Source organism: Solwaraspora sp. WMMA2065 (assembly GCF_030345075.1).
Taxonomy (GTDB): Bacteria; Actinomycetota; Actinomycetes; order Mycobacteriales; family Micromonosporaceae; genus Micromonospora_E.
In genome coordinates, this window is record NZ_CP128361.1 from 5,740,642 (window position 1) to 5,766,347 (window position 25,706).

General features: G+C 69.8%; 28 protein-coding genes. 11 read left to right on the forward strand and 17 right to left on the reverse strand.

The features are described from left to right. Positions 1 to 58 precede the first annotated feature (58 nt). From O7610_RS26070 to O7610_RS26080, 3 genes are all read left to right on the forward strand, one after another. Positions 59 to 1,522: a family 43 glycosylhydrolase gene (locus O7610_RS26070; protein ID WP_281553017.1), complete on the forward strand. Its 1,464-nt coding sequence runs from the start codon at positions 59 to 61 to the stop codon at positions 1,520 to 1,522. Between the two features lie 62 nt (positions 1,523 to 1,584). Beyond that, entirely contained in the window at positions 1,585 to 2,148 is a 564-nt protein-coding gene (locus O7610_RS26075; protein WP_281553018.1) for a 3'-5' exonuclease family protein, read from the forward strand. A gap of 128 nt (positions 2,149 to 2,276) precedes the next feature. After that, complete coding sequence (locus O7610_RS26080) at positions 2,277 to 2,861, forward strand: HAD domain-containing protein (RefSeq protein WP_281553019.1); 585 nt, start codon at positions 2,277 to 2,279, stop codon at positions 2,859 to 2,861. Between the two features lie 7 nt (positions 2,862 to 2,868). On the opposite strand, the gene O7610_RS26085 is transcribed toward O7610_RS26080, so the two are convergent. Together O7610_RS26085 and O7610_RS26090 are read right to left on the reverse strand one after the other, a co-directional pair. Next, a complete protein-coding gene (locus O7610_RS26085) occupies positions 2,869 to 3,471 on the reverse strand; it encodes a hypothetical protein (protein ID WP_281553020.1) in 603 nt (200 codons plus the stop codon). Further along, on the reverse strand, positions 3,468 to 3,845 hold the full coding sequence (locus tag O7610_RS26090; RefSeq protein WP_289212100.1) for a DivIVA domain-containing protein: 378 nt from the start codon (positions 3,843 to 3,845) through the stop codon (positions 3,468 to 3,470). The genes O7610_RS26085 and O7610_RS26090 overlap by 4 nt, the downstream gene beginning before the upstream one ends. 454 nt (positions 3,846 to 4,299) lie before the next feature. Here O7610_RS26090 and O7610_RS26095 point away from each other — a divergent pair, with 454 nt between their 5' ends. From O7610_RS26095 to O7610_RS26105, 3 genes are read left to right on the forward strand one after another with little or no spacing between them, the layout of a single operon-like run. Continuing rightward, on the forward strand, positions 4,300 to 5,076 hold the full coding sequence (locus tag O7610_RS26095) for a helix-turn-helix domain-containing protein (protein WP_281553022.1): 777 nt from the start codon (positions 4,300 to 4,302) through the stop codon (positions 5,074 to 5,076). Beyond that, positions 5,067 to 5,261, forward strand: coding sequence for a DUF397 domain-containing protein (locus O7610_RS26100; protein WP_281553023.1), 195 nt, complete (start codon positions 5,067 to 5,069; stop codon positions 5,259 to 5,261). Before O7610_RS26095 ends, O7610_RS26100 begins: the two co-directional genes overlap by 10 nt. 60 nt (positions 5,262 to 5,321) lie before the next feature. After that, on the forward strand, positions 5,322 to 5,561 hold the full coding sequence (locus O7610_RS26105; RefSeq protein WP_281553024.1) for a hypothetical protein: 240 nt from the start codon (positions 5,322 to 5,324) through the stop codon (positions 5,559 to 5,561). A 256-nt stretch (positions 5,562 to 5,817) separates the two neighbouring features. Here the strand turns inward: O7610_RS26105 and O7610_RS26110 are convergent, their stop codons facing one another. From O7610_RS26110 to O7610_RS26125, 4 genes are read right to left on the reverse strand one after another with little or no spacing between them, the layout of a single operon-like run. Beyond that, on the reverse strand, positions 5,818 to 6,147 hold the full coding sequence (locus tag O7610_RS26110) for a helix-turn-helix domain-containing protein (protein ID WP_281553025.1): 330 nt from the start codon (positions 6,145 to 6,147) through the stop codon (positions 5,818 to 5,820). Beyond that, the gene (locus tag O7610_RS26115) at positions 6,144 to 6,515 is read right to left on the reverse strand and encodes a type II toxin-antitoxin system RelE/ParE family toxin (protein WP_289212101.1); all 372 of its coding nucleotides are present in this window, start codon (positions 6,513 to 6,515) and stop codon (positions 6,144 to 6,146) included. Before O7610_RS26115 ends, O7610_RS26110 begins: the two co-directional genes overlap by 4 nt. Before the next feature lie 21 nt (positions 6,516 to 6,536). Then, positions 6,537 to 6,752, reverse strand: coding sequence for a hypothetical protein (locus O7610_RS26120; RefSeq protein ID WP_289212102.1), 216 nt, complete (start codon positions 6,750 to 6,752; stop codon positions 6,537 to 6,539). Further along, a complete protein-coding gene (locus O7610_RS26125; protein ID WP_281553028.1) occupies positions 6,749 to 7,345 on the reverse strand; it encodes a saccharopine dehydrogenase family protein in 597 nt (198 codons plus the stop codon). Before O7610_RS26125 ends, O7610_RS26120 begins: the two co-directional genes overlap by 4 nt. A gap of 9 nt (positions 7,346 to 7,354) precedes the next feature. On the opposite strand from O7610_RS26125, the gene O7610_RS26130 reads away from it, so the two are divergent. Continuing rightward, positions 7,355 to 7,690, forward strand: a complete 336-nt coding sequence (locus tag O7610_RS26130; protein ID WP_289212103.1) for a hypothetical protein — start codon at positions 7,355 to 7,357, stop codon at positions 7,688 to 7,690. Between the two features lie 365 nt (positions 7,691 to 8,055). Here the strand turns inward: O7610_RS26130 and O7610_RS26135 are convergent, their stop codons facing one another. The 7 genes from O7610_RS26135 to O7610_RS26165 form a co-directional block, all read right to left on the reverse strand. After that, positions 8,056 to 8,382 carry a hypothetical protein gene (locus O7610_RS26135; RefSeq protein WP_281553030.1) on the reverse strand — a complete coding sequence of 109 codons (327 nt, stop codon included), beginning with the start codon at positions 8,380 to 8,382 and terminating at the stop codon, positions 8,056 to 8,058. 279 nt (positions 8,383 to 8,661) lie between these two features. Continuing rightward, positions 8,662 to 9,672: a LacI family DNA-binding transcriptional regulator gene (locus tag O7610_RS26140; protein WP_281553031.1), complete on the reverse strand. Its 1,011-nt coding sequence runs from the start codon at positions 9,670 to 9,672 to the stop codon at positions 8,662 to 8,664. Between the two features lie 61 nt (positions 9,673 to 9,733). After that, the gene (locus O7610_RS26145) at positions 9,734 to 11,116 is read right to left on the reverse strand and encodes a GH1 family beta-glucosidase (protein ID WP_289212104.1); all 1,383 of its coding nucleotides are present in this window, start codon (positions 11,114 to 11,116) and stop codon (positions 9,734 to 9,736) included. Next, positions 11,113 to 11,886 (reverse strand): carbohydrate ABC transporter permease, encoded by a 774-nt coding sequence (locus O7610_RS26150; RefSeq protein ID WP_282234816.1) that lies wholly within the window; start codon positions 11,884 to 11,886, stop codon positions 11,113 to 11,115. The genes O7610_RS26145 and O7610_RS26150 overlap by 4 nt, the downstream gene beginning before the upstream one ends. Positions 11,887 to 11,960: 74 nt before the next feature. Further along, positions 11,961 to 12,962 carry a carbohydrate ABC transporter permease gene (locus tag O7610_RS26155; protein ID WP_502959058.1) on the reverse strand — a complete coding sequence of 334 codons (1,002 nt, stop codon included), beginning with the start codon at positions 12,960 to 12,962 and terminating at the stop codon, positions 11,961 to 11,963. A gap of 11 nt (positions 12,963 to 12,973) precedes the next feature. Further along, positions 12,974 to 14,278, reverse strand: a complete 1,305-nt coding sequence (locus tag O7610_RS26160; RefSeq protein WP_281553033.1) for an ABC transporter substrate-binding protein — start codon at positions 14,276 to 14,278, stop codon at positions 12,974 to 12,976. Between the two features lie 224 nt (positions 14,279 to 14,502). Beyond that, entirely contained in the window at positions 14,503 to 15,264 is a 762-nt protein-coding gene (locus O7610_RS26165; RefSeq protein ID WP_289213696.1) for a maleylpyruvate isomerase family mycothiol-dependent enzyme, read from the reverse strand. 69 nt (positions 15,265 to 15,333) lie between these two features. On the opposite strand from O7610_RS26165, the gene O7610_RS26170 reads away from it, so the two are divergent. Continuing rightward, positions 15,334 to 16,455 carry a UDP-N-acetylmuramate dehydrogenase gene (locus O7610_RS26170; protein ID WP_281553034.1) on the forward strand — a complete coding sequence of 374 codons (1,122 nt, stop codon included), beginning with the start codon at positions 15,334 to 15,336 and terminating at the stop codon, positions 16,453 to 16,455. Here the strand turns inward: O7610_RS26170 and O7610_RS26175 are convergent. Together O7610_RS26175 and O7610_RS26180 are read right to left on the reverse strand one after the other, a co-directional pair. Further along, positions 16,452 to 17,333, reverse strand: a complete 882-nt coding sequence (locus tag O7610_RS26175) for a class I SAM-dependent methyltransferase (protein WP_289212105.1) — start codon at positions 17,331 to 17,333, stop codon at positions 16,452 to 16,454. The two genes, O7610_RS26170 and O7610_RS26175, sit on opposite strands and share 4 nt — an antisense overlap. Continuing rightward, positions 17,330 to 18,118 carry an SDR family oxidoreductase gene (locus tag O7610_RS26180; protein ID WP_281553037.1) on the reverse strand — a complete coding sequence of 263 codons (789 nt, stop codon included), beginning with the start codon at positions 18,116 to 18,118 and terminating at the stop codon, positions 17,330 to 17,332. The genes O7610_RS26175 and O7610_RS26180 overlap by 4 nt, the downstream gene beginning before the upstream one ends. Before the next feature lie 189 nt (positions 18,119 to 18,307). On the opposite strand from O7610_RS26180, the gene mshA reads away from it, so the two are divergent. The 3 genes from mshA (at position 18,308) to O7610_RS26195 (ending at position 21,213) form a co-directional block, all read left to right on the forward strand. Continuing rightward, entirely contained in the window at positions 18,308 to 19,672 is a 1,365-nt protein-coding gene (mshA, locus tag O7610_RS26185; RefSeq protein ID WP_281567136.1) for a D-inositol-3-phosphate glycosyltransferase, read from the forward strand. A gap of 11 nt (positions 19,673 to 19,683) precedes the next feature. Further along, the gene (locus O7610_RS26190; RefSeq protein WP_281553039.1) at positions 19,684 to 20,199 is read left to right on the forward strand and encodes a type III secretion system chaperone family protein; all 516 of its coding nucleotides are present in this window, start codon (positions 19,684 to 19,686) and stop codon (positions 20,197 to 20,199) included. 87 nt (positions 20,200 to 20,286) lie between these two features. After that, on the forward strand, positions 20,287 to 21,213 hold the full coding sequence (locus O7610_RS26195; RefSeq protein WP_289212106.1) for a hypothetical protein: 927 nt from the start codon (positions 20,287 to 20,289) through the stop codon (positions 21,211 to 21,213). Positions 21,214 to 21,533: 320 nt separating this feature from the next. On the opposite strand, the gene O7610_RS26200 is transcribed toward O7610_RS26195, so the two are convergent. Further along, complete coding sequence (locus O7610_RS26200; RefSeq protein ID WP_281553041.1) at positions 21,534 to 22,853, reverse strand: MDR family MFS transporter; 1,320 nt, start codon at positions 22,851 to 22,853, stop codon at positions 21,534 to 21,536. Positions 22,854 to 22,989: 136 nt separating this feature from the next. Further along, positions 22,990 to 25,548, reverse strand: a complete 2,559-nt coding sequence (gene valS, locus O7610_RS26205) for a valine--tRNA ligase (protein ID WP_281553042.1) — start codon at positions 25,546 to 25,548, stop codon at positions 22,990 to 22,992. Positions 25,549 to 25,706: the final 158 nt, after the last annotated feature.

The window sequence follows — 25,706 nt, forward strand, 5'->3', positions numbered from 1 at the left end:
GCTGTGTGAGCGCTAACACTGTTCGTATCGAAGAGGATGATTGCGAAGGGTGTCGGTTATGAGGCGATCGCGATCCACGGTCAACTGGCTGGCGGCGACAACCGCCGCCCTGGTGACTGCGGCCACCACCACCGCCGTGGTCGCCGCCGCCCCGGCTGCTGTCACGGCGGCGGTCCCGCCCGCCGTCCAGTTCACCAACCCGATCGTCGAACAGCGGGCCGACCCGCACGTGCACCGGCACACCGACGGGTACTACTACTTCGTCGCCACCGTCCCCGAGTACGACCGGATCGTCATGCGCCGGGCCACCACCCTGCAGGGCCTGGCCGCCGCCACCGAGCGGGTGATCTGGCGCAAGCACTCGACCGGCGAGATGGGCGCGCACATCTGGGCACCCGAGCTGCACTTCATCGACGGCAGGTGGTACATCCACTTCGCCGCCGGCCGGGCCGAGGACATCTGGGCCATCCGCCCGTACGTGCTGGAGTCCTCTGCCGCCAACCCGCTCGACGGACCGTGGACCGAACGCGGCCAGATCCAGCCCTCGCGCCCCGGCTTCTCACTGGACGCCACCACGTTCGTCCACAACGGAGTGCGCTACCTGGCCTGGGCCGAGTACGCCGGCAGCAACTCCAACATCTACCTGGCGCGGATGGTCAACCCGTGGACGTACACCGGCACCCCGGTCATGATCAGCACCCCGACGTACGCGTGGGAGACCCGCGGCTACCGGGTCAACGAAGGCCCGGCGGTGATCATCCGCAACGGCCGGGTCTTCATGACCTACTCGGCCAGCGCCACCGACGCCAACTACGCCGTCGGGCTGCTCACCGCGTCGGCGAGCAGCAACCTGCTGAACGCGTCATCGTGGACCAAGAGCCCGAACCCGGTGCTGGCCAGCAACAGCCGGACCGGCCAGTGGGGGCCGGGGCACAACTCGTTCACCGTCGCCGAGGACGGCAGCGACGTGATCGTCTACCACTCCCGCAACTACGAGCGGTACCTCGGCAACGGCTACGACCCGCTGAGTGACCCCAACCGGCGTACCCGGGTGCAGAAGGTCTACTGGAACGCCGACGGCACACCGAACTTTGGCGTACCGGTGCCGGACGGTGCCACCCCGGTCCGGCTCAGCGCCCACGACCAGCCGGACCGCTACCTGCGGCACTGGGAGTACCGGGTCCGCCTTGAGGCGAATGTAACGAATTTGGCCGATTCGCAGTTCCGGGTCGTCCCCGGGCTGGCCAACTCGGCCGGTGTCTCGCTGGAGTCGACCAACTTCCCCGGCTACTACCTGCGGCACCGCAACCACCAGATCTGGGTGGAGGCCAACGACGGGTCGAGCCTGTTCCGGCAGGACGCCACCTTCATGGCGCGAGCCGGGCTGGCCGACGCCGGCAAACTGTCGCTGGAGTCGGTCAACTTCCCCGGCCAGTACGTCCGCCACCGCGACGGCCTGTTCTACCTGGAAGCCGTACCGGACGCCGCCGGCCGCGCCTCGGCCACCTTCACCGTCAGCTGACCCGACCGCCAACACCCGGCACCGTACGACAGCGCGCCACCAGCTGGGCGTACGGTGCGGGGGTGGCACAAGCGGAGATCTACGTCAGCACGGACGTCGAGGCGGACGGGCCGATCCCCGGCCCGCACTCGATGTTGAGCTTCGCCTCGGCGGCGTACACGGCAGGCAAGGAACTGGTCGGCACGTTCAGCGCCAACCTGGTCACACTGCCCGGTGCCAGCGGTGCGCCGCAGACGATGGCGTGGTGGGAGACACAGCCGGAGGCGTGGGCGGCGTGCCGGGCAGACCAGGAGGAGCCAGCGGCGGCGATGGCCCGCTACACCGAATGGCTCGCCCAGCTGCCGGGGCGGCCGGTGTTCATCGGTTACCCGGCGGCGTACGACTTCATGTTCGTCTACTGGTACCTGATCCGCTTCACCGGATCGAGCCCGTTCTCCCACTCGGCGCTGGACATAAAGACGTACGCCATGGCGCTGCTGGGCACGGGCTACCGGACGACGTCGAAGCGGACCATGCCCCGCGAGTGGTTCGGCGAGCACGACCATGAGCATGTCGCCCTGGACGACGCGATCGAGCAGGGCGCGCTGTTCTGCGCCATGCTCGCCGCCAACCCTGCGACCCGCTGACGCGGCAACCCGCTTCTGCACTGATGTGAGGCTGAGATACCTATCGCCGCCAAGTTAGGGTGTCTCAGCCTCACATCGTGTGCCGGCGATACCGTCACACCCGCGCGACGCGCCAAGAAGGTGACGCGATGCGACAAGCTGTCTGGCTGCTCGACGTCGACGGAGTCGTCAACGTGACCCGCCCCGGCTGGGGCGCGGCACCGTGCAACGGCACCGCACATGTCGGCGCGGTGGAGTATCGGCTGCGGTGGGCACCGGCGCTCATCGACCGGATCCGGGCGATGCACCGGGCCGGCGCGGTCGAGATCCGCTGGTGCAGCACCTGGTGCGTCGAGGCGGACCAGGTGGAACGTCTCTTCGGCCTGCCTCGACTCGGACGCAGCTGGACCCACGAGATGTCCACGTCGACCGCTGCGGGGGCGAAGCTTGGCGCCGCACGTGAGGTCGTCGCGCAGGGACGGCCGCTGATCTGGACCGACGACGCCGAGACGCCGACCGGTGGCCCCGTGTACGAAGAACTCACCGCCAGCGGGCGGGCGCTCCTGATCGCTCCGCTGCCGAATCGTGGACTTCAGCCAGCGCACCTGGATCAGATCGAAGCCTTCGTTGCGAGCGCTGCCGCCAGTGCTGAGGTGGACGAAACTGCTGCCCTGCATACAGCGCGGCGGCTACTCGGTGAGCCCGCAGAGTCATCCGCCGACCTGATCGGCTGACCTGTCCCTACCGTCCATCGACGTCGAGGATTCCGCTCCAGTCGCGGCTGATCGACATCAGCTCGTTGACGTCGGCAGCTGAGTGCCGCCGGCCGTGGCGCGGAAGCCGACGCTCGAACGGTACGGGGATGGGGGTGTCCGGCTCCGCGGGGATCAGATCGCCGAGAGCGTCGGGCAGCGAGCTCAGCAAGTCGGCGACCGCCTGTTCGACGGTGTCCTGGGTGAGCACGCCGGTGGGGCGACCGCCGACGGTGACCGTCAGGCCGAGGCGGAGCGCCACAGCGATTGCTGTCGCCGGCGACGGTGGGTGGGTGCTGTCCGGTGGACCCGTTGTCCGGCCGAGCCACAACCGCCACGGGTCGATCGACTCGGCAGCGATCGCCTCGGCTTCCAGGGCGTACCGCTGGTCGGCCGGCAGGTCGGGCCGCCACTGCCTGGGGAGTTGCAGCCAGGTGGCGAGAACCGGCTCGTCCGGGGCCTCCGGGTCGTAGAGGTGGGCGACGCCGGCCGAGACGACCGCACCGGTGTCGACGTTGGCGACCGTGAGCACCAACTGGGCGCGCCGTGCTCCGTCGCCGGCCGAGCCCGGCCCGGTGTGTCGCTCGGTCACCGGTAGCCGGACGGGGAGGCCGTCGGGGCATGGCCACTCTGCCAGCGGCGCAGCGCGTCCTTGATCCGGTCGTTCTGTTCGTACGTGCGGTCGAGCTCGGCGTAGAGGACACCGAGGTCGTAGGCGACCCGTTCGAGGAACGCGGCGACGTCGCCCGGGTCGAGGCCGCGCCCGTGGGCGCGCCGGCTGGCGGCGGGGAAGTGCTGGCTGCGGACCTGCCACGGCCGGATCGGTCGGTACGCGGTCGGTCGCTGGTTGCGGCTGTTTCCGGGTACGCGGTACACGCCGTTGCCGCCGGGCCAGTCGCGCGGTGGCAGGGACACCATCCGACGCCGTTGCCGTCGCATCCGCCACCGTCGCCACAGTTCTCGCATCGCGCTTTCCTCCCCTTGCGTGTCAGGTGTGTGGAAGGGGTGGCCCGGCCGCATTGCCGAACCGGCCGGGTCACCCCGCCCCAATCGCCGCAGCCCTCCTGGGCAGTACGGCAACCAGGGCAGTCTTCGATTCACGGCGGATCGATCGGATAAGGGCCCGGGGCGCGTGCGTACTCCATTTCGGTGTTACTTGCGGGAACGCGGTGTCGGCCGCGTCGTGGCCACGGACCAGCACCGGAGCGGCCATGGCACGGGGGTTCCTGGCTGTTCCGGTGTTGACGGACGTGGCCGTGAAATGGTTTTCTTGCACGCGCCCCGGGGGCTCGGTCCTCCGTGGATCTTGCTTTCTCAACTTCCTACCCCTCTACCCTGGACTATCCACCCCATGCAATGGAAGATGTGGGAGTCGGAGGGTTCTCGGAGAGATCCTACGAATCTGATAAGGGGGCCGATAATGATCGACTTGCAGGAGGCCATCCGCAAGGAGCGGACCGCGCGAGGGCTGTCGCAGGAGCAGCTCGGCGCGCTGGTCGGGGTGAGTGGGTCGTCGATCGGCAGCTACGAGGCGGGGCGGCTCATCCCGGTGCCGGCGATCGCCAAGGCACTCGACGGCGTCTTCGAGACCGGCGACCGGATTCAGCGGCTGGCGGCCCATGCGCGCGGGCAGTCGATCGCGCCGTTCCTGCGCTCGTGGGCCGAGAACGAGGCGCAGGCGAGCATCCTGCGCTACTTCGAACTCTCCGTCGTGCCGGGGCTGTTGCAGACCGAGGCGTACGCCCGACAGTTGCTCACCGACGTCGGCCCGGTCGACGATGTCGAGACGGCGCTGGCCAACCGACTGGCCCGGCAGGAGATCATCACCCGGGCGGATAATCCGGCGCACTTCGTCGCGGTGCTCGACCGGTCGGTGCTGCATCGGCAGGTCGGCTCGCCCGACGTGATGGTGGAGCAGTTGACCGCGCTGGCCGCCGCCTGTGACCGGCCCAACGTGCGGGTGCACGTCGTGCCGGCGACCGCCGGGGCGTACGCCGGGCTCAACGGTCCGTTCGTGCTGGGAACGGTGCACGACCGGAGAGTGGGCTACCTGGACACCCACTTCGGCGGCGAGCCCATCGACGATCCGCAACGGGTGCGTCGGCTCGAACAGGTGTGGGAGGATGTCCGCAGCCACGCCCTGCCCATCGCGGAGTCCCGCGAGATGATCGAGAAAGCGGCGCTGACATGGAGCTGACCGGCACCCCGCGCTTCCGCAAGTCGACCAGGTCCAACGGTGCCGGCGGCGCGTGTGTCGAGGTCGCCGACAACCTGCCCGGCGCGGTGCTGGTACGCGACAGCAAGGACCAGACCGGCCCGGTACTCACCTTCGCCCCCGCCGCCTGGTCCACCTTCGTCACCCACCTCGCCACCCACCCCTGACCTCAGTTCCGCGGCTCGGCAACTGGCTGACGATGGCGTGACCGGATCTGAGGAGGCGATGTGGCTCCGGCGGTTCGGTTTCTGCTGATCACGACGGAGCAGATCGTTGTCGTCGTGGTCGCGTTCGCCTTCGTGATGACACTGCTGTTCGACCGGGCGGGCTGGTGGGAGTTCGGTTGGCTCGTTGACCTGCTGCCGCTGCTCACCACGATCGTCGTCATGGCCGTCCGGCGCACGTGCTGCCGACGTTCGAGGACCATCAGCGGTCGACCGGAGACCAAGGGAACATCGTCGACCTGATCGGGCTGTTCCCGGGCGAGGCCGACATCGAGCTTGTGGCCACGCGGTCACGTGATCTCGTCCGGCTGGCGGACCTGTGATGATGTGGTCGCCTGGGGCGGCCAGCTCAGCCTCGACACCGACTCGACCGTTTCCGTGGCAGCGCCTGTTGACTCGCTGCCAGGCTTGGCCGGGGCGCGGTAAAGAGCCTCCGCGTCACGCATCAGCAGGTCTGTAGCGGCTCGGTGCCTACTCTGCTCCGGGTCTCGTGGGCTGGTCAGGCAACCCGCAGGGTGAGCGGACCACGGGACACTACGATCGAAACCTCGGCACCCAGCGCCTCGGCGTACGCGCGCAGTGTGTCCAGGCTGTCGACCTGGCCATGCTCGATCTGGGAGATCCTGGCCTGACTCACCCCGAGTGCCACAGCTACTTCGGCCTGGGTGAGCCCGGCAGACTTACGCATCTCGGCCAACTCGTGTCCCCGGATGCGGCCGATATTCTCGCCGCGAATCGCGGCCCGCTGCGCCTGTGCTTCCTCACTGGCGAGCCACGGCTGTCGGGTGACCGCCTCAGCCTTCACATCGCTCCACCGACGGGCCGTCATGACCCCTCCCCACTCTTGCGCTCGACCAGATACTCCTCGTACCGCGCCTCCGCGACCGGGACGTTCTCCCGGTACCACTGGTTCCATCGGCCCGCCTTGTCGCCAGCGACCAGGATCACCGCGTCCCGTTCGACATCGAAGGCGAACAGCAGACGTATCTCCGAGCGCCCGGCAGAGCCCGGCCGCAGCTCCTTCAGATTGTGCAACCGACTGCCGTGGATCCGGTCGACCATCGGCCGGCCAAGCCCAGGGCCTTCCTCCGCCAGGTGGTCGATCGCCTCCATGACCCGGTTGGCGGAGGTCGGGTCCGACTCGCACAGCCTGAGGTACCACTCCTCAACCGGGGCGACCAGCACGACGTCCCACATGCCCCGAGTATAAACCATGCCTTATATCAGGTGGTCAGCCCGCAGCTGCTGAAGTGCGCCTTCCAGTCTATGGTTCACCGCCAGCGGACGGTACGACCTGACTGCGGTCGTGGTGGCGCGGGCGAGCCGCCGGGCGGCGTAGCCGGCCAGGCCGGACAGCCGCAGCAGGCCACCGACCGCCGACATCGCCGCCCTGGCGGCCGGGGTGGCGGGGGCGAGAGCCGAGGCGTCGATCACCGACGGGGCGCCGCTGGCCTGCCAGGCCGCGAAGAGTTCGCCGCTGCCATGGCGGCGGTGGTGACCACGTCGCCGTCGGGGGTGGTCAACCGCTCGGCGGCACCACCGGCCCGGGTGCGTACCAATCGGTCCTGCCGCACCTTGCGGCCGCCGTCGAGCACCCCGTGCACGATGGTGGCGGCGAGGGCTTTGCCGAGGGCACCCGGTTTGACCTCGACCGACGCGACTGCGTCGACGCGTACCCGGGAAGGTTTCTCCTCGGCCGCCAGCAGATGCAGCAGGATGCTCTCGGTCGCGAGCACGCCGAAGCCCGCGCCGTAGACCAGCGTGCGACCGGTCGCCGCCGCCTCCCGGTGCATGGCGTGCAGCGACTCGAACGCGCTCAGTTCGTTGCCGACGTCGACGTAGTGGGTGCCGGCCGGGCAGGCCCGCGCGACCAGCGGCGCGGTGGCCGCGAACGGGCCCACCGTGTTGATCACGACGGCCGGCGCCTCACTGGCCAGCCGGGCACAGACCTCGTCGAGTGAGCCGGTCACCGCCCGGGGGTCCGGAACCGTCCGGGTCGGCCGCTCCCGGTCGCGGCCGACCGCCACCACACCTCGGTGCCTGCCTGCCGCAGTCTCGACTACCTGTTACGCCGACGGGCCGTGATCGACGCCGAACCGGCTCTGCACGAGCGCGAGCTACGCAAGTTTGCGCTGCTGTCGGCGGCACTGGAGCAGGGCTTCCGCGATCGCGGCATCGACGATCTGACCGCCCGGCTGGCCGCCGAGATCGCGGTGACCACGTTCCGGACCGCGGTGACCCGCTGGCTCGACCAGCACGGCGACCCCGACCAGCACGGCGACCCCGACCAGCACGGCGACCCCGACCTCCCCGCCACCATCGACCAGACCCTGGCAGCGATGAGACACCTGGTCGGTACGCCGTCGGCGTGAGGCCGGAACCTCGGATGTTGCCCGCCGTAGCGGCCGCTGAGGGGCGAGCCTGGTCGGCCCAGCCAGTTGGCCAGGTTGACGATGGCCTTTTGTAACGACATGCGTGCGAGATGTCACGCTTGCGGGGTCGGGAATGCCGGTTGAGCTGATGCCACAGGTGCATCAAGATGCACCTGTGGCATCAGGTCGTCGGAGGCACCATGAGGTACCGGAAGTTTGCCGACCCGCCCGACCCGCCGACCCGAAGCCCCAAGCAGGAAGCAGGAAGCACGAGGCCCGGGGCGCGAGGTCCGGGGCCGGGAAGGGCGCGCCGGCCCACTGCCAGGTGGGCCGGCGCAATTGTTCCGATCTTCAAGAATTGCTGGTCAGTAGCAGAGCAGGGTGACGTTGGCGGTGTAGTAGTAGTCGCTGATCTGGGTCACGTACGAGTTGACGACAAAGCAGTCGATGAAGGGGTTGTAGCCGTCAATCTGCGCCCAGATCTCGGCCTGGTACCTGGCGTTGTACACTGCGCTGCTCGCGCTGCTTCCGCTGCCGTAGCCGTAGTAGTAGCCGACCGCAGCCGTGCTGGCGGACGTGGTGCTGGCCTGGGCGTTGGACGACGACTCGGCGGCGACCGCGGCGGTCCCGGTGGCGGCCATCGCGCCCACGACCATCGCCGCGGTGACGGCGACTCTTGCGAGAGTACGCACGGATGTCCCCTTCCTGTTGCGGATTTGATTTCACGGTAACAGTGGCATTCGTGCTCGGCAATGCCTTGTCGTTATTCGGCTCGCGGCGGCGGGGCTGGGGTGACCTGCGACAACTACGAAAAGTCGAAATTGAATTGCGGTTGACCAGTGGTTTTGTGAACTGCGTTTATCTGCATGATCTCGCAAACCGCGCGTACCCAGTCAGGCGAGGGCAGGCGAGGTCAGTCAGGGTCAGAGCGGGACCGGGGCGCGGACCGGGAGCGGACCGGGAGCCGGACCTCAGGCGGAGTCGCGCCGGACGAGTTCGGTGGGCAGCACCACAGCCGGCCCGACGGCCTCGCCGTCGGCCAGCCGCAGTAGCAGCCGGGCCAGCGTCCGGCCGATCTCCTGGATCGGCTGGCGGACGGTGGTCAGCGCCGGGTCCAGGTAGCCGGCCATCTCGATGTCGTCGAAACCGATGATCGCGACGTCGTCGGGCACCCGGCGGCCGGCTTCCCGCAGCGTACGGATGGCACCGTGGGCCATCAGGTCGGAGGCGACGAAGACGGCGTCCAACGCCGGGTCGTCCTCGAGGAGCTGACGCATCGCGACCGCACCCGACTCGCGGGTGAAGTCGCCGGCGGCGACCAGCGACCGGCCACCGGTCTCCCGGATCACCGTCCGGTAGCCGGCGAGCCGGTCCACCCCGGCGATCATGTCCTGCGGGCCGGCGATCGTCGCCACCCGCCGCCGGCCGGATTCGAGCAGGTATCGGACCGCCCGCTCGGCACCGGCCTCGTTCTCCACGTCCACGTACGGCACTCCGGCGCTGACCTGGCCCATCGGTCGGCCGCTGCACACCACCGGCAGGCCGCTGCGGGCCAGGGTGCCGGGCATCGGGTCGACGCCGTGGATCGAGGCGAACATGACTCCGTCGACGTGTCGGCCCAGGGCGTAGCGCTCGACCCGGTCGTGGCTGCCGACCGAGCCGGACATCATCAGCACCAGCTGCTTGTCGGCCGCCTCCAGCTCCTGGCTGACGCCGTGGATGATGCCGGGGAAGACCTGGTCGTCGGAGAAGACCCGGGTGGCGGTCTCCGGCAGGATCAGCCCCATCGAGTCGGTGCGCTGGGTGACCAGGCTGCGGGCGGCCAGGTTGGGGACGTACCCCAGCTCCTGGACCGCCCGTCGAACCGCGTCCTGAATCGGTTCGGCAACTGTGGTGGAGCCGTTCACCACGCGCGACACGGTGGCCCGGGACACGCCGGCCCGGCGGGCCACTGCCTCCAGCGTCGGACGTTCCCTGGCCATGCTCACACCTGTGCTCCCCGTCTGTGAAAGGTGCCACCCCACCTCGGTGAACGCCAGCGGCTCAGCCGATGCCGTTGCGGCGGATCACCTCTTGGTACCACCGTGCGCTGGCCTTTGGCACCCGCCGCTGGGTCAGGTAGTCCACGTACACGATGCCGAATCGCTTGGCGTAGCCGTACGACCACTCAAAGTTGTCCAGTAGGGACCACACGAGGTAACCGCGCAGATCGACCCCGGCGGCGATCGCGGCGTGCGCGGCCCGCAGATGCCCGTCCAGGTAGGCGACCCGGTCGCTGTCGTCGACCCGGTCGCCGTCGGGGTGCAGCTGGTCGGGGAACGCGGCGCCGTTCTCCGTGATGATCATCGGTACGCCCGGGTAGTCCCGCCCCAGTTTACTCAGCAGCGCGGTCAGCCCGGACGGCTGGATCTGCCAGCCCATGTCGGTCAGCGGCGGCTCCGGGGCGATGAACTCGATGCCCTCGGTGCCGGGGAACGCCCCGCCACCACCGGGTGCGCCGTCGCGGGCGGCCAGGTAGGTGGGGGAGTAGTAGTTGATACCGAGCAGGTCGATCGGCGCACTGATGATCTTCTCGTCGCCGTCGCGGATGTGGTCCAGACTGGTGAACCGGCTGACGTGGTCGAGGATGCGCCGTGGATAGCCGCCGCCCAGGATCGGATCGAGAAAGATCCGGTTCTGCAGGTCCTCGACCAGCTCGACCGCCTTGGCGTCGGCTTCGCTTGCCGGGTCGGCGGGGAACGCCGAGGTCGGATTGACCGTGATCCCGACGGTGGACGCGCCGGCGGCGCGCAGCGCCTGGTTGGCCAGCCCGTGGCCGAGCAGCAGGTGGTGCACGGTCTGGAAGGTGGCGGCCGGGTCGGTACGGCCCGGTGCGTGCAGTCCGGCGCCGTAACCGAGGTACGCCGAGCACCACGGTTCGTTGAGCGTGGTCCAGGTCTGGACCCGGTCGCCGAGCCGGGCGTGCACGGCCCGCGCGTACTCGGCGAAGGCCTCGGCCGTCTCCCGGTTGGTCCAGCCGCCCCGGTCCTCCAGGGTCTGCGGCAGGTCCCAGTGGTAGAGGGTGACGATCGGCTCGATGCCGCGCCCGCGCAGTTCGTCGACGAGCCGGTCGTAGAAGTCCAGCCCGTGCGGGTTGACCGGGCCGGTGCCGTCCGGCTGTACGCGCGGCCAGGCGATGGAGAACCGGTAGGTGTGCAGCCCCAGTTCGGCCATCAACGCTACGTCGTCGCGGTAGCGGTGGTAGTGGTCGCAGGCCACGTCCCCGGTGTGCCCGGCGTGCACCTTGCCCGGCGTACGGCTGAACGTGTCCCAGATCGACGGGCCGCGACCGGCTTCCCGGGCGGCGCCTTCGATCTGGTACGACGCGGTCGCCGCGCCCCAGATGAACGAGTCGGGGAACCGTACGGGCTGGTTGGAGTTCGTCACGCCTTGACAGCACCTTCCATGATGCCGCCGATGATCTGACGGCCGAAAATGATGAACACGATCAGTAGTGGCAGCGTAGCGAGCGCCGTACCGGTGAAGACCTGCGACATGTCGTTGTAGTAGCCGTTCGACAGCGCCCGCAGCGACAACTGCACGGTGGGGTTCTCCGGGTCGTTGAGCACCGCGTACGGCCAGAGGAAGTCGTTCCACATGGTCATGAAGGTGAGCAGGCCGAGCACGGCGGCGGCGGGGCGCAGCGCCGGCAGCACCACGTTCCAGTAGATCCGTAGCGTGGAGCAGCCGTCGACCCGGGCTGCCTCGATCAGTTCGGTGCTGACCGCCTGGCTGGCGTACTGCCGCATCAGGAACACCCCGAAGCCGGTGACCAGCGCCGGCACGATGACCGCGGCGAGCCGGTCGTTCCAGTCCAGCTGGCTCATCAGCATGTACAGCGGGATGACGCCGAGCTGGGTCGGCACCATCATCGTCGCGATGATCACCAGCAGCAGGGCGTTGGAGCCCTTGAACCGCAGTTTGGCGAAGGCGAACCCGGCCAGCGACGAGAACAGCACCACGGAGAAGGTGACGGTGCCGGCGACGATCGCCGAGTTGATCATGCCGGTGAGGAAGTACGCGTCCGGATTGTCGAACAGCCGCTCGATGTTGCCCGGCAGGTTGCCGCCCGGGGTCAGCGGCGGCGGGATCTGCCCCATCGCGTCGCTGGACCGGGTGGCGACCACGAACATCCAGTAGATCGGGAAGATCGACATCAGCCCGGCGACGATCAGCGTCGCGTACGTCAGTTTGCTGGCGCTCCACAGGTGCTGACTGGCTTTCACGGTGCTCACCCCTGCTTCCGGGTGCTGTTGCCGAGCCGGCGGATCACCAGCACGTTGATCAGCGAGATGACGACGATCAGGGCGAACAGCATCCAGGCGATCGCCGAGCCGTAGCCGAAGTTGAAGTGCGGCGCGAACGCGTTCTCGAACATGTACATGGTCATGGTCTGCGACTCGCGCAGCGGCCCACCCCGGATCGGGTTGGGGCCGGAGTTGAACAGCAGCGGCTCGGTGAACAACTGCAGCCCGCCGATGGTGGAGATGATGACGCAGAAGACGATCGTCGGCCGCAGCATCGGCACGGTGATCGACCAGAACTGCCGGGCGGGTCGCGCGCCGTCGATCGCCGCCGACTCGTACAGGTCCTTCGGAATGGACTGCATCGCGGCCAGGAAGATCAGCGCGTTGTAGCCGGTCCACCGCCAGTCGACCATCGTCGAGATCGCCACCCAGGCGCCGAACCGGGTGTTACGCCAGTCGACGGCGTCGACGCCGACCAGGTCCAGCGCCCAGTTGATCATGCCGAACTCGCGGCTGAACAGCTGGCCGAAGACGATCGCGACGGCCGCCGTCGAGGTGATGTTCGGGATCAGGATGCTCATCCGGAACGAGGTGCGGGCCCGCAGCTGCCGGTTCAACAGGTGTGCCAGCCAGAGCGCCAGCAGCAGCTGCGGCACGGTGGAGATGACGAAGATGCCCAACGTGTTGAGCACCGAGTTCCAGAAGTCGCCGTCGCCGAGCAGCCGGCTGTAGTTGTCGAAGCCGACGAACGGGTGCTCGGCGGCGAGCAGGTCCCAGTCGTGCAGCGACACCCAGAACGTGTAGCCCAGCGGGTAGGCGCCGAAGATCGCGAACAGCACGAAGAACGGCGCGATGTACAGGTACGGGGATGCTTTGGTGTCCAGCCGGGCCAGCCACAGCCGGGGCCGCCGGTGCGGCGGCTCGGGCTGTCGCCGGGCCGGCCGGGTGGCGTCGGCGGCCGGCTGCCCCGGCTCGACCTGCGCCACCCGGCCCGCGGTCACTTCTCGGCCGCCGTCTTGGCGTTGTTCACCGCGTCGGTCCAGCCCTCGTCGGGCGTACGCTGACCCAGCTCGACCGTACGGACGGCGTTCTCCACCTCGGTGCGGACCGCCTGGTTCTTCGGTCCCATGTAGACCGGCTTGAGGTTCTTGGCGCCCTCACCGAAGATCTGCCCGATCGGGGCGTCGTTGAAGTACTCGCTGGTCGCCTCCAGGATCGCCGGATCGTCGAGCGCCTGCGGCGACGACGGCAGCGGGCCCTTGGCCTTGAACGCCCCGATGTGCCCCTCCGGGCTGGTCAGGAACTTGACCAGCTTGACGGCTTCCTCCTGGTGCTCGCTCTGCGCCGGCACCGCCAGGTGCGATCCGCCCCAGTTGCCGCCGTCACCGGGCACCTTGGCGATGTCCCATTTGCCGGCCGCCTCCGGGCCGGCGTTGCCCTCGATGACCCCGGTCATCCAGGCGGGGCAGGCGATGGTGGCGAACTTGGCCTGCTTGAACGCGGCCACCCACTCGTCGGACCAGGCACCGTACTTGCCGCTCAGATCGGAGTCGATGATGTCCATGGTGATGTCCCAGGCCTGCTTGACGGCCGGGTTGGTGTCGACGACGAGGTTGTCGTCGAGGTCGTAGTAGTGGTAACCCTCGGCGGCACCGGCGGTCTGCAGCACGATCGTGTTGAATGTCTGGGTCGCCGCGTCCAGGAACGACGCGCCGGTGTCGGCCTCGATGAACCGCCCGCCGACGGAGATGTAGTCCTGCCAGGTCGGCCAGAGCGCGGAGACCTCGTCGCGGTCGGTCGGCAGCCCGGCGGCCTCGAACAGGTCGGTGCGGTAGCACATCGCCATGCCGCCGACATCGGTGCCGAGCCCGATCAACTGGCTGCCGTCGGCGGTCAGCGCCTGGTCCCACTTCCACGGCATGAAGTTGCCTTCGAGCTCGGCGGCGCCGTGGTCGAGCAGGTTCACGAAGTTCTGCGGATTGGCCTTGTACTCGATGAGCAGGCCCTCCTCGATGGCGACGACGTCGCCTGCACCCTTGCCGGCGGCCAGCCACTGGGTCAGCTTGGGGGAGTACTCGTCAAGGTTGGTACCGGTGCCCCGTTCGACGATCTTGATCCCGGGGTTCTCGGCCTCGTACTGCTTGTACAGCTCCTCATAGCCGAACTGGCCGAAGACGTCGACGGTCAGGGTGATGGTGCCGTCGTCGGCGGCTTCGTCGCCGCCGCAGCCGGTAGCTGCGGCGAGCACGGTGACCGCGGCGGCGGTCGCGGTGACCAGTCGGCGGCGTGAATCGGTGCCCATGGATTGACCCCTCTCGGATCCAGGCATGGTGGGGTGCGGAAACTGCGTGTTTGCTGGCTGGCTCTCTGTCGACCCTGGCGGCCTGACCGACTGGCCGGGCGTGGTCGGTGAGAGCGCTCTCACGAGAGTGGGAGGTCAATCACTGCCTGTCAAGAGAGCGTTCTCAGAACGTTGCCGGCGCGTTACCTACCCCGGAGCCGACGGACGGAAGAGCGGGCAGTGGGTCAGCCGACCCGCAGCGCGTCCAGCAGCGCTGCGTCGCCGGAGACGTCCAGCACGTCGAACTGCACCCGACCCCAGAGTGCGAGGAGCAGGTCACTCGCGGTGCCGGTGGCCAGGGTCCGGGTGTGGTGATCATCGGAGTCGAGGATCGTGTCGGTGTCCAGCAGCGCCATACCCTCGCCCCGCAACCGGACGTACCACTCCTGTTCGGCGTCGGTCGCCACCAGATGCGCCACTCCGTACGCTGGCTGGCGCCTGCGCCGCCGGCCCGCCGGCAGCCAGGAGTCCAGCACCTCGCTGATCCCGTCGGCGGCCAGCTTCGCCTCCACCGGCTCCACCCCGGCGATCGCCGTCTGCGCGTCCCAGCGGTGCACCGCGGTCTCGTGCGCCATCCGCCGGACCCAGAAGCCCACCTTCTTGGCTTGCGGCGCCCAGTTCCATGCCGGTATCTCCGGGTCGAGCCCGTCCAGCAGGGTGACCAGCGCGTCGAACTCCTGCTGCCACCAGCCGACCGCCTCGGCCCCGTCGGGTTTGGCAACCACCGGCGGCCGCTCCTCCCGCGGATCGGCGACACCGCGCGACACGGTCTCCCGCACCCACACGTACACGACGCCGAGATGGTGCACCAGGTCGACGACCGTCCAGTCCGGGCAGGACGGCACCGGCGCGTCCAGCGGCACCTGGGCGACCGCGGCCCGGAACGCCGGACCGTCCGCCCGTAGTGCGCCGAGCCAGAAGTCCTTGGAGCCGTGCAGCCTGCTCATCATGATCCTCCGGGTCGAGCCGACAGCCAGTGGCGTGGCGCGGGTGGAATCCAGCCTAGGGTGAGGGGTGTGCCTGACGTTAGTGCCCACGCGCCATCTGCTGAAGACCCGACGGCCCTTGCGCCGTTGGCACGCTATACCACGCTCGCCCTCGGCGGCCCGGCCGACCGGCTGGTCACCGCGACCACCGCCGACGAGTTGACCGAGGCGGTCCGTGACGCCGGCCGGCGCGGGGAGCAGATCTTGCTGCTCAGCGGCGGCAGCAACGTGGTCATCGGCGACGACGGCTTCCCCGGCACGGTGATCCTGGTCCGCTCCACCGGGTTCCAGGTGGTCACCGAGGAACCGGCGAGGGCTGGTGGTCCGGCCACCGTCACCATTCGGGTCGAGGCTGGCGAGCCGTGGGACGACCTGGTCGCGGCGACCGTCGCCGCCGGCTGGTCCGGGGTGGAGTGCCTGTCCGGCATCCCGGGCGCTGCCGGCGCCACCCCGATCCAGAACGTCGGCGCCTACGGTCAGGAGGTCGCCGAGACCGTGCAGGCCGTGCACGTGCACGACCGGCTCACCGACGAGCGGTACGCGTTGCCTGCCGCCGACTGCCGGTTCGCCTACCGCGACAGCCTGTTCAAACGCAACGACCGCTACCTGGTGCTGGCGGTGGACTTCCAACTGGCCCGCAGCGAACTGTCCACCCCGGTGCGCTACGCCGAGCTTGCCCGCAGCCTCGGCGTCGCCGTCGGTGACCGGGTGCCGCTGGCCGACGCCCGTGCCGCCGTGCTGCGGCTACGGGCCGGCAAGGGGATGGTGCTCGACGCCACCGACCCGGACACCCGCTCGGTGGGCTCGTTCTTCACCAACCCGGTGCTGGACGCCGCCGCCGCGCGGCGGTTCCACGCCCGGGTCGCCGCCGCCGGGACGGGCGAGCCGGCGACCTGGCCGGTCGCCGGTGGCGACGCGGTCAAGGTCAGCGCGGCGTGGCTGATCGACAAGGCCGGGTACGGCAAGGGCTACCCGGGTGGCGACGCGCCGGTCGCCATCTCCAGCAAGCACACCCTGGCACTCACCCACCGGGGCGGCGGCAGCACCGCCGCGCTGCTCGACCTGGCCGGCACCATCAGGGACGGGGTCCGCGACCGGTTCGGCGTCGCACTGCACCCGGAGCCGGTCCTGATCAACTGCTCGTTCGACTAGCTGACCCGCCGGCCGGATTCGACCGTTGCGCCGTCGGTCGGGGCCACCGCCGACCAGGGCACGGTCAACTCGCCGAGCCGCCACCGCGCCGGTCGGTCCAGCACCGGCCAGCCGCCGTCCCGCAGCGCCGACACCGTGTGCAGCCAGCGCTGCCGTGGCCCGTACGGCCTATAGCCGGCCGCCGCCCGCCAACTCTCGTCGAGCGCCCGCAGCAGCGCGTGCACCCGCTCGCCCGGCACGTTGCGGTGGATCAGCGCCTTCGGTAGCCGTTCGGCGAGCACCGCCGGCCCGCCGCCGGCCGGGCCGGCCAGGGTGGCCAACCGGCCGGCCAGGGTCAGCGAGACCGGCCCGGTGGCGTCGAGCAGCACCCAGGAGCAGACCCGGCCCGGCTCGTCGCAGGTCCCCTCGACCAGCAACCCGCCGGGGGCCAGCGCGGCGCGCATCGTCGCCCACGCCGTTGCGACGTCGGACTCGGCGTACTGGCGCAGCACGTTGAACGCGCGGACCAGCACCGGCCGAAGTCCGGCCAGCTCGAATCCACCCCGGCCGAAGATCAGTTCTGGTGGCGTGGCAGCCGGAGCCGCCGCCGTGACCCGGTCCGGGTCGATCTCCAGCCCGACCACCCGCACGTCCGGCCGCACCGCCCGCAGCCGGGCGGCCAGTTCGACGGTGGTCACCGGATGGGCACCGAAACCCAGGTCGACAACCAGCGGTGGACCGGCCGAGTCCGTCAGCGCCGGCCCGCAGCGGTACGCGATCCACCGGTCGGCCCGGCGCAGTCGGTTCGGTGCGGTGGTGCCCCGGGTGACCTCGCCGACCGGCCGTGCCGGGTCGGTCGCGCGGGCTCCGCCCGGCCGGGCCGCCCGCCCCCCGCTCACCCGGGCAGCACCCGATGCACCTTGTGCTGCGCTGCCTGGGCCAACGGGCGGACCACCAGCCGGTCCACGTTGACGTGCGGCGGGCGGGTGACGCACCAGGCGACGCAGTCCGCGATGTCGTCGGCGACCAGCGGCTCGGCCACCCCGGCGTAGACCGCGTCGGCCCGCGCGGTGTCCCCGCCAAACCGGTTCACGCTGAACTCGTCGGTACGCACCATGCCCGGATCGATCTCGACCACCCGGACCGGCCGGCCGCACAGCTCCAGCCGTAGCGTCTCGGTAAGCGCGGTCTGGCCGTGCTTGGCTGCGGTGTAGCCGCCACCGCCCTCGTAGACGACCTGCCCGGCGGTGGAGCCGATCACCACGACGGTGCCGGCCCCGCTGGCGGTCAGCGCCGGTAGCAGAGCCTGGGTGACCCGCAGCGTGCCGAGCACGTTCACCTCGTACATCCACCGCCAGTCGGCCACCGGTGCGGACTCGACCGGGTCCAGCCCGCGCGCCCCGCCGGCGTTGTTCACCAGCAGGGTGACCCGCCCGGGCGGGTCACCCTGCTGGGCCAACCCGCTGACCGCCTGCGCCAGCCCGGCCACCGACCCGTCGTCGGTGACGTCGCAGGTCACCGCAGTGGCGGCCCCGCCGTTGTCGCGAATCGAGTCGACCAGGTCGGCGAGCCGGTCGCCGCGGCGGGCGGCGGCGACCACGTGGAAGCCCTCGGCGGCCAGCCGGCGGGCGGTGGCCGCGCCGATCCCGCTGGACGCTCCGGTGACGATGGCGATCGGTGTCATCCCGCCATTGTCGCCGCTCGGCGGCTCGGGACGATCGCCGCCGGTCGGCCCCGGGCGTCGCCGCCGGCGAGAGGTGGATCACCTCCACCCGCTGTAGTGCGGCATGTCGCTGCCAGTACCGGGAAGATGTGACGGGTCGTCCTGGTTGGTGGCGTTGGCTGCGATCAGGCGAGCGGAGGGAGCGACGTGGTGCAGGTGGGTCAGGCCGGGCAGGGTGACAACCAGCCGCCGCCGCGTCCCCGTCGGGTCGCGACACTGTCGGTGCACACCTCTCCGCTGGACTCGCCGGGCACCGGCGACGCCGGCGGCATGAACGTCTACATCGTCGAGGTGTCCCGGCGGCTGGCCGAGGCCGGCGTGGAGGTCGAGATCTTCACCCGGGCGACGGCGGGCGGCGTACCGCCGGTGGTGGAGATGGCACCCGGCGTACGGGTGCGGCAGGTGATCTCCGGCCCGCTGGAACCGCTGCCGAAGGAGGACCTGCCGGCGCAGCTCTGCGCGTTCACCGCCGGGGTGCTGCGGGCGGAAGCCGCCCGGGCACCCGGCTACTACGACCTGATCCACTCGCACTACTGGCTCTCCGGGCAGGTCGGGTGGCTGGCGAAGGAGCGCTGGGGGGTGCCGCTGGTGCACACCGCGCACACTCTCGCCAAGGTCAAGAACGCCCGGCTGGCAGCCGGTGACCGGCCTGAACCGGCCTGCCGGATCATCGGCGAGGAACAGGTGGTCAGCGAGGCGGACCATCTGGTGGCCAACACCAGGACCGAGGCCGGCGAGTTGATCGACTGGTACGGCGCCGGGGCGGACCGGGTGTCCGTGGTCGAACCGGGCGTCGACCTGGACCGGTTCCGGCCCGGCCCACCCGGACGGGAACAGGCCACCAGGGCGGCCGCCCGACGGCGGTTCGGCCTGCCGGTCCGCGGCCATCTGGTGGCGTTCGTCGGCCGAATCCAGCCGCTGAAGGCACCCGACGTACTGCTGCGCGCGGTGGCTGCACTACGTCGGCGGGATCCGGGCGCGGTCGCCGATCTCACGGTGGTGGTCGCCGGTGGCCCCAGCGGAACCGGTCTGGACCAGCCGCGGGCTCTGATCGACCTGGCGAGATCGCTGGGAGTGGACGATCTGGTGCAGTTCATGCCGCCGCTGGCCCGTACCGACCTGCCGGCCCTGTTCCGGGCCGCCGACCTGGTCGCGGTGCCGTCGTACAACGAATCGTTCGGTCTGGTCGCCCTGGAGGCTCAGGCCTGCGGCACGCCGGTGCTGGCCGCCTCCGTCGGTGGACTGGTCACCGCGGTCCGCGACGGGCGCAGCGGAGTGCTGGTCGCCGGGCACCGCCCGGAGGACTGGGGCCGGGCGATCGGCGATCTGCTGGCCGCCCCGGCGTTGCGGGACCGGCTCGGGCGGGGCGCGGTGGAACACGCCCGGCAGTTCTCCTGGGCACGCACTGCGGCCGGGCTGCTCGACGTCTACGGTGGGGCGGTGCGGGCGTACCGCGCGGCGACCGCCGCCGGGATGTCCCGGGACGCCGACGCCCTGTCGGCGAGCGTGGGCTGACCAGGAGTGCGATGAGCGGACGAGCCGAGGTGGCGGCGCTGATCGAGGCGGTCTGCGCCGAGCGCGAGCTGAGCTGGGAACCGACCGGTGACCTGTCGTACGCGGTGACGTTGCCGGGCACCCACAAGCTGAAGACGGTGTGCAATCTGATCGTCGGCGAGCAGGCGCTGCGAATAGAAGCATTCGTGATGCGGCAGCCCGATGAACGGCGTACCGAGTTGTGGACCTGGCTGCTGCGACGCAACGCCCGGATGTACGGTGTCGCCTTTTCGATCGACGCGGTCGGCGACATCTACCTCACCGGTCGTGTCGGGCTGGCCGGTATCACCGAAGACGAACTGGACCGGATACTCGGCTCGGTGCTCACCTATGCCGACGAGTCATTCGACGCGATGCTGGAGATCGGCTTCGGTTCGGCGATCCGCCGCGAGTGGGAATGGCGGGTCAAGAGAGGTGAATCGCTGGCGAACCTGCGCGCCTTCGCGCACCTTTTCGACGACAAGACGCCGGAGGATCCAGGTTTGTAGGGAGCCAGCAGGGTACTGCTCGCATGGTGGCGTAATCGTCGCCCACTGCCCCCCCGCAGGGACACTGTCAAAGGGAGTGAGCAGACCATGCCTCAACAGACCAGCACCCGGCGCCGCAGCCCGGCGTCGGACGGACGGTCCAAGGCCGGCCGTAGCTCCACCTCGGCCCGTAGCTCCACCTCGGCCCGTAGCTCCACCTCGGCCCGTAGCTCCACCTCGGCCCGTAAGGCCAGCCCGGCCCGCAAGGCCAGCCCGGCGACCATCGGCCGGGCCGGCGGCGCGGTACGGGAGAGCGACCTTGCCGACCTTCGCGTCGACGAACTGCGAGACCAGCTGCGCAAGCGTGGGGTGACCGGGACGTCCAACCTGCGCAAGCCCGATCTGATCAAGTCGTTGGCGCGAGCGATGCGCCGTGGCACGCCAGCGCGGGCGCAGCAGGCGTCTCGGCCGAAGGCGGGTTCGCCGACTGCCCGACGTTCCGCACCAGCCGGCAAGAGCACCAGTTCGGCCCGTAAGAGCACCAGTTCGGCCCGTAAGAGCACCAGTTCGGCCCGTAAGAGCAGCAGTTCGGCCCGTAAGAGCAGCAGTTCGGCGGGTAGGAACACCGCTGGCGCGGGCGGCGGTGACCGGTCCGGCGGGGGTGCTGCCAAGATCCGGTCTGGAGCCAAGTCGTCCAGTTCACTGAAGTACGCCCAGCGTATCGACGATCCGCAGCAGCACGCCGAACGTGCCGGGCGTAGCCTGGTCACCACCGATCACCGGACCATCCGGCAGTGGGCCGATGCCCGGGGCGGCGCACCGGCGACCGTCAGCGCCCCTCGTGACGGCCGGCCGAGCGTGCTGCGGATCGACTTCCCCGGCTACGGCGGCGGTAATCTACGAAAGATCTCCTGGGATGAGTGGTTTGGGACGTTTGATCAGCGTCGGTTGAACTTCATCTACCAGGAACAGCGCACGGACGGTACGCAGAGCAATTTCTTCCGGCTCGAATCTCCCGACCGCGAGGATGCCTGAGTGTGTATTCGCCATCACTCGCCGGTGTTGTCGCGGCTTAAACCCACCCGGCACGTCCGATGGTGTGATTGGGGGTACAACCGAATCGCCTTGTCCACCGGAAGTGGCAGGAACTACGGTTGAGCCACGCTCCGAGCCCGGGATCGGCTGGGGGCCGTCGGACCGGTTCGGTCCGAACTGCCGGGCTGGGTGCCGGGGGACCGGTGGCATTGGGCCGTTGGGGGACGGCGCCACCCGAAACCGGCGGCGAGGGGGAGCGACGCTTACGGGGGTGAGTGTCGCTCCCCGCCGCCGGTTATTTGTTTCTGCCGGCCTGGCAACTACTGCGGATGGGCCGGTGCCAGCGGCTGCTGGGATCGTTCCGGCGTCGTGAGCTGGGACTGGGTCGGCCGGGTCACGGCCGACGCGCCCGTCCGCAGCTCGGCGGCCCGCCGCTCGCGCGCCGGTCCGGCGATCAGCTGACCCACCGCGACCACCCCGCCGATAGCGGCGCAGCCGAGCCACAGCGCGGTGTTTCCCGCGTACTGCCAGACGAAGCCGCCGGTGATCGGCGCGGCGAAGGCGGCAACCGACCAGGACAGCGAGAAGACGCCCTGGTACCGGCCGCGCAGCGCGGCCGGGGTCAGCTCGGCGATCAGCGTCGCGTTCGATGGCGAGTTGAGCATTTCGCCAGCGGTCCAGATCAGCACTGTCACCGCGTACAACCAGGCGACGTCGGCGACGGCGGTCAGGCCGAAGCCGACCCCGACGATCACCGCCGCCAGAGCCAGCACGTGCGAGCGGTTGCGGCCGGTGATCAGCCGGGGGACGAAGAGCTGCCCGATCACGATGAGTACGCCGTTGAGCGCCATCACCGCGCCGAACGTGGTGGGCGACAGCCCGTCGTCGGCCATCGCGATCGGCAACATCGAGCCGTGCTGCATGAACACCATGGCCAGCAGCACGTTCAGCCCGACGAAGCCGAGGAAGACCCGGTCGGTGACGACAACCAGCAACCCGGCCGGTCGGGCCGCGACCACGGCCGCGCCGAGCGGTGCCGCCGCCTGGGTCGCCGGCCGGGTCTCACCGACCTTGACGAAGACCAGCGCGGCGGTGGCCAGGGTGGTGCTCGCGTTCACCGCGAACAGCAGGAAGTAGTCGACCTGCGCGGCGAGTCCGGCGAGCACCGCTGCGAACGCGTACCCCAGGTTGATGGCCCAGTAGTTGAGCGAGAAGGCCCGCAGCCGGTCGGCGGCCGGGACCACGTCGATCATCATCGCCCCGTACGCCGGCCGCGCGCCCTCGTTGAACAGGCCGAGCAGTGCGGCGCCCACCAGGAGCAGCCACCACCGGTCGGCCAACCCGAGGACGATCAGCATGGTGGCAGCGCCCAGGTGCGCGGTGAGCAGCGTCGGGCGTCGCCCCCAGCGGTCGGCGAGCGTCCCGCCGAGCAGGGTGCCGACGGCTCCGCCGGCGCCCCAGGCGCCGAGCACCAGGCCGGCCTGGGAGCCGGACAGGCCGCGCCCGGCGGTCAGGTAGATGGCCAGGAAGATCACGACGAACGAGCCGAGCCGGTTGATCAGACTGCCGGTCCACAGGTACCAGAAGGCCCGGGGCAGGCCGCTGGTGGTCTGCTGTAGCCATCCCCGCGCACGCGACATCGGTTACCCCCGTGCAGTAATGAGCAGTGCAGGGTCTGTGCCTTACACATTAAGCGGCGGGCGGTGTACCGGGCATGCGAGTTTCCGCGTGGTGATCGTCACCCGGCTGGCCTGGATCGTCCATCGTCACCCGGCCCTATTGGAGCGTCACCTGCGTGGTCAGCCCTGAGCCGTCGGCCTTCTCGGTATCCAGCCAACCCACCCGGCCGGCGGCCTGCACGTCCTCGGCGATGGTGTCCAGCACGGCCAGCAGGTCGGCACTGCCGCATACAAGCACCTTCGACACCTCGGCCCGCATCGACAATCGTGCCTCCGACTTGGCCTTGCGGATCGTGGCGATGACGTCGCCGGCGACGGCGAGCGCCGTGCCGTCGGCGTCACCGGTCAGCATCCGCAGTTCCTCGCTCGACGGCCAGGAGGCTCGGTGGACGCTGCCCACCTGCCACCAGGACCACACTTCCTCGGTGACGTACGGCAGGAACGGCGCGAACAACCGCAGCAGCACGCTCAACGCCGTGGTGAGCGCGGCTCGTGCCGACTCGGCCGCGGCTGTGCCGCGTTCACCGTAGGCCCTGGTCTTGGCCAACTCGACGTAGTCGTCGCAGAACCGCCAGAAGAAGTGCTCCGTGCGTTCCAACGCCCGGGTGTAGTCGTAACCGTCGAGTGCCGCGGTGGCGTCGTCGACCACGACGGCCAACTCGGCCAGCGTGGCCCGGTCCAACGCCTGCGCCACCACCGCGTGCGGCGCTGGTGCTCCCAGGCCGAGGACGAACCGGGACGCGTTGAGGATCTTCGTTGCCAGCCGGCGGCCGACCTTCATCTGTCCGGTGTCGAACGCCGTGTCGGTGCCCGGACGGCCGCTGACCGCCCAGTAGCGGGCCGCGTCCGAGCCGTACTGTTCCAGCAGGGCCATCGGGGTCACCGCATTGCCCTTGGATTTGGACATCTTCTTGCGGTCCGGGTCCAGCACCCAGCCGGAGATCGCCGCATGCGCCCAGGGCAGGCTGCCGTGCTCCAGATGGGCGCGGACGACCGTGGAGAACAGCCAGGTACGGATGATCTCGTGCGCCTGGGGGCGTACATCCATCGGGAAGACCCGGTCGAACAGGTCGTCGTCGGTGCCCCACCGGCCGGCGATCTGTGGCGTCAGCGACGACGTCGCCCAGGTGTCCAGCACGTCCGGATCCCCGACGAACCCACCGGCCTGGCCGCGGCGGTCGGCGGTGTAGCCAGGTGGGGCGTCGGTACTCGGATCCACCGGCAGGGATGCCTCGTCCGGCAGGATCGGCTGGTCGTAGACCGGCTCGCCATGGGCGTCCAGCGGATACCACACCGGGACCGGGACGCCGAAGAACCGCTGCCGACTGACCAGCCAGTCGCCGGTCAGTCCGGTCGCCCAGCTGTCGTAGCGGGCCTGCATGTACTCCGGATGCCAGACGAGCCCTCGGCCGGCGGCCCGCAGCGTCTCGCGGATGTCCAGGTCGCGACCGCCGTTGCGGATGTACCACTGCCGGGTGGTGACGATTTCCAGCGGCTTGTCGCCCTTCTCGTAGAACTTCACCGGATGGACGATTTTCTCCGGTTCGCCGTCGAGGTCACCGGAGACCCGCAGCATCTCCACCACCCGCTCCCGGGCGGTATGGACGGTGGCCCCCACCAACCGCGCGTAGGCGTCGCGACCCTCGGGGCCGTCCAGACCCGGCGGCGGGTCGGCCAGCACTCGGCCGTCACGGCCGATGACGGGGCGAGTCGCCAATTGCATCTCCCGCCACCACAGCACGTCCATCAGGTCACCGAACGTGCAGATCATCGCCAGCCCGGTGCCCTTGTCCGGCACGGCCAGCCGGTGCGCCTTCACCGGCACCTCGACGCCGAACAGCGGCGTGCGCACCGTCGTGCCGAACAGCGGCTGGTACCGCTCGTCGTCCGGATGCGCTACCAGCGCCACACACGCCGGTAGCAACTCGGGCCGCGAGGTCATGATGTAGACCGGGGAGCCGCCCGGTCGGTGGAACGCCACCCGGTGGTACGCGCCGGGCCGTTGCCGGTCCTCCAGCTCTGCCTGCGCGACCGCCGTCTGAAAGCTCACGTCCCACAGCGTCGGCGCCTCCGACAGGTACGCCTCCCCGCGCGCCACGTTGCGTAGGAACGCCCGCTGCGACACCCGCCGCGCGGCGGCGTCGATGGTCTGGTAGGTCATCGACCAGTCCACCGACAGGCCCAGCCGCCGCCACAGCGCCTCGAACGCCTGCTCGTCGGTGACGGTCAGTCGCTCGCACAGCTCGATGAAGTTGCGCCGCGACACCGGGACTTCAGACTTGCCTGGCTGCTCCGGCGGCGTGAAATCCGGGTCGTACGGCAGCGACGGGTCGCACCGTACACCGAAATAGTTCTGCACCCGCCGCTCGGTCGGCAGGCCGTTGTCGTCCCACCCCATCGGATAGAACACCGCCCGGCCCTGCATTCGCTGATACCGAGCGATCGTGTCGGTGTGCGTGTACGAGAAGACGTGCCCTACGTGCAACGACCCGCTCACGGTGGGCGGTGGGGTGTCGATCGAGAACACGTCGTTCCGGGTCGCGGTCCGGTCGAACCGGTATACGCCCAGTTCTTCCCATCGGCCTACCCACTTGTCCTCCAGGCCGTCAAGAGACGGAGCCGGCGGCACGACGAAGTCCGACGAGGTGTCAGTCATAGCCCGCCATGTTACCCACCTACGATCGCCGGCTCATGTGCAGTTTGCCTATCTTTGACTCCCACCAGGAGGACTTCCCGAAAGGGGTCCGCCGATCCGGAACCGAGCCCTGTCGATGTGACGTGGCGTGACGGCCCGGGTGTGATCAACTCGGGCGT

Bases quoted from the DNA above. Each gene is read 5' to 3' on its own strand.
- O7610_RS26070 (WP_281553017.1), top strand. From the start codon at position 59: ATGAGGCGATCGCGATCCACGGTCAACTGGCTGGCGGCGACAACCGCC.
- O7610_RS26080 (WP_281553019.1), top strand. From the start codon at position 2,277: ATGCGACAAGCTGTCTGGCTGCTCGACGTCGACGGAGTCGTCAACGTG.
- O7610_RS26090 (WP_289212100.1), bottom strand. From the start codon at position 3,845: ATGCGAGAACTGTGGCGACGGTGGCGGATGCGACGGCAACGGCGTCGG.
- O7610_RS26095 (WP_281553022.1), top strand. From the start codon at position 4,300: ATGATCGACTTGCAGGAGGCCATCCGCAAGGAGCGGACCGCGCGAGGG.
- O7610_RS26100 (WP_281553023.1), top strand. From the start codon at position 5,067: ATGGAGCTGACCGGCACCCCGCGCTTCCGCAAGTCGACCAGGTCCAAC.
- O7610_RS26110 (WP_281553025.1), bottom strand. From the start codon at position 6,147: ATGACGGCCCGTCGGTGGAGCGATGTGAAGGCTGAGGCGGTCACCCGA.
- O7610_RS26115 (WP_289212101.1), bottom strand. From the start codon at position 6,515: ATGTGGGACGTCGTGCTGGTCGCCCCGGTTGAGGAGTGGTACCTCAGG.
- O7610_RS26140 (WP_281553031.1), bottom strand. From the start codon at position 9,672: ATGGCCAGGGAACGTCCGACGCTGGAGGCAGTGGCCCGCCGGGCCGGC.
- O7610_RS26150 (WP_282234816.1), bottom strand. From the start codon at position 11,886: ATGTCGATCTTCCCGATCTACTGGATGTTCGTGGTCGCCACCCGGTCC.
- O7610_RS26160 (WP_281553033.1), bottom strand. From the start codon at position 14,278: ATGGGCACCGATTCACGCCGCCGACTGGTCACCGCGACCGCCGCCGCG.
- O7610_RS26165 (WP_289213696.1), bottom strand. From the start codon at position 15,264: ATGAGCAGGCTGCACGGCTCCAAGGACTTCTGGCTCGGCGCACTACGG.
- O7610_RS26180 (WP_281553037.1), bottom strand. From the start codon at position 18,118: ATGACACCGATCGCCATCGTCACCGGAGCGTCCAGCGGGATCGGCGCG.
- O7610_RS26190 (WP_281553039.1), top strand. From the start codon at position 19,684: ATGAGCGGACGAGCCGAGGTGGCGGCGCTGATCGAGGCGGTCTGCGCC.
- O7610_RS26195 (WP_289212106.1), top strand. From the start codon at position 20,287: ATGCCTCAACAGACCAGCACCCGGCGCCGCAGCCCGGCGTCGGACGGA.
- O7610_RS26200 (WP_281553041.1), bottom strand. From the start codon at position 22,853: ATGTCGCGTGCGCGGGGATGGCTACAGCAGACCACCAGCGGCCTGCCC.
- valS (WP_281553042.1), bottom strand. From the start codon at position 25,548: ATGACTGACACCTCGTCGGACTTCGTCGTGCCGCCGGCTCCGTCTCTT.